Source organism: Nonomuraea aurantiaca, from assembly GCF_020215705.1.
In the GTDB taxonomy this organism is placed as follows: Bacteria; Actinomycetota; Actinomycetes; order Streptosporangiales; family Streptosporangiaceae; genus Nonomuraea; species Nonomuraea aurantiaca.
In genome coordinates this window covers 46640-48325 of sequence record NZ_JAIWNB010000046.1, presented here as the reverse complement: position 1 = coordinate 48325, position 1686 = coordinate 46640, and the positions used below count along the sequence as shown (strand labels likewise).

Here is a 1686-nt window from a genome sequence, read left to right as displayed (position 1 = left end):
CCCGTACGACTCGCCCTGGAATGACGGTCGCTGTCACGGTGCCGCTGTCAGGGCGGTGCGAGCGACGGTGAGGATCTCCTCGGAGAGGGGGGAGTCCTTGGTGGCGCGGGCCAGGACGAGTGCGCCGAGCATGGTGCACAGTCGGGTGATGCCGTCCTGGCCGGGGGTGGCGAGCGCGTCGGCGAAGGCGCGGACTCCCTGGGTGTAGACGCGGTGGGCCTGGTGGTTGCCGGGTTCGCGCGCCATGTCGCCGGCGAGCGCGGCGACGGGGCAGCCGTCTGAGGCGTTGTCGCGGTGCTCGGCGGAGAGGTAGGCGTCGATCAGCGCCTGCTGGGCGGCGTCGGGCTGTGCGGGGTGTTGTTCGAGTGTGGCGGTGTGGTGTTGGGCGAGTTCGGCGAAGGCGTGGGTGGTGGCCTCGTCGATGAGCGCCTGTTTGGAGGCGAACTGCTTGTAGAAGCCGCCGTGGGTCAGTCCGGCCGCCTTCATGAGGTCGGCGACGCTGACGTGGGTGCCCTGTTCGCGGAGGAGCCGGGAGGCGGTTTGCACGATCCGCCTGCGGTTTTCCTGTGCTTGCGCCTGTGACACGCGGCCCATCGGCCACCCCCTCATTTGGATGTCGGCTGTCATCTATCCTATGCTTCCAGTTTAGATTACAAACGTAATCTAAATGAGCCCGCAAGCTGGCGCCGCGCGGCATCACCGTCTCGGCGCTGCACGTCGGATACATGGACACCGACATGGCCGTCGGCGTTCCCGCCGAGCAGAAGACCGACCCCGCCGACGTCGCCGCCCAGCTCCTGCGCGGCATCGAGAACGGCCTGCCGGAAATCCTCGCCGACGAGACCACCCGGAACATCAAGCAGAGCCTGTCCACCACGCCGAACCCAGCCTGAACCCGGACTGACGGTGGCGCCCCCGCTCCTGCACGACGCCGACGCCCATGCGGTCGTCGAGGTGGGCCGTCCGGTGGCCTCATCCCGTACGGAGTGACTTACGGGATGACGTCCGCCACGATCTTGGCGGCATCCTTCTGGCACGAGGAGAGCCGCCCACTGATGTTCGCCTGAGCGGCCGAGTTGCTGGCGCACCGCCACCCACCGACGGTCGCGACCCCGGCACTGCCCTGCTTGGGGGTGCCCGGCCGGTAGTAGGTCCGGAAGACCTTCAGTGCCGTACGGCAGTCGGCCCGCCCCGCGGACACCGCGACCGCGGCCATGGGCCCGCCGGCGGGCGGCTGAAGCTCGCCGCACACGGTCCCGGGTCCGGCGAGCTGCCGCGAGGGCCGGGGCGTCGGTGTGCCCGTCTCCGGTGCGTTCGTCCTGGCTGCTTCCGGTGCCGATGTGGCGGGCGTCGCCGCCTGCGGCTCGGATCTCTCCCCGCAGGCGCTCAGGAAGAGCAGCAGCACCGGAACACAGGCAATGACTCGTGACCGCACGAAACAGAACTCCGCACATCGACGTCAGGGTCGGGGTAGTCTCTCACGCCCGGCGCGGTGCTCCGCGTGATCAACGATCCGTCGTCATCGCTGAAACTTTCACCTCCGCACAGCACGCGGATGAGGCTCTCCCCATGCTGTCCACCGCCCATGACCTCGGCTGACGTGCCGTCTCCCGGTTGAGGTCGCCGGGTCGTCCGCGTACGTGAGACCTTTCCCGGCTCGGTGGCGCGTGCTTAGCTTCGCTCATC

3 protein-coding genes are annotated in these 1686 nt (G+C 68.9%); 1 reads left to right on the top strand and 2 read right to left on the bottom strand.

Going from position 1 to position 1686, the window contains the following annotated elements:
• Positions 1-33: 33 nt before the first annotated feature.
• Positions 34-594 carry a TetR/AcrR family transcriptional regulator gene (locus LDL49_RS52115; RefSeq protein WP_225302405.1) on the bottom strand — a complete coding sequence of 187 codons (561 nt, stop codon included), beginning with the start codon at positions 592-594 and terminating at the stop codon, positions 34-36.
• 131 nt (positions 595-725) lie between these two features.
• On the opposite strand from LDL49_RS52115, the gene LDL49_RS52110 reads away from it, so the two are divergent.
• Complete coding sequence (locus LDL49_RS52110; protein ID WP_225302404.1) at positions 726-893, top strand: Rossmann-fold NAD(P)-binding domain-containing protein; 168 nt, start codon at positions 726-728, stop codon at positions 891-893.
• A 98-nt stretch (positions 894-991) separates the two neighbouring features.
• Here the strand turns inward: LDL49_RS52110 and LDL49_RS52105 are convergent, their stop codons facing one another.
• On the bottom strand, positions 992-1405 hold the full coding sequence (locus LDL49_RS52105; RefSeq protein ID WP_225302403.1) for a hypothetical protein: 414 nt from the start codon (positions 1403-1405) through the stop codon (positions 992-994).
• Positions 1406-1686 lie beyond the last annotated feature (281 nt).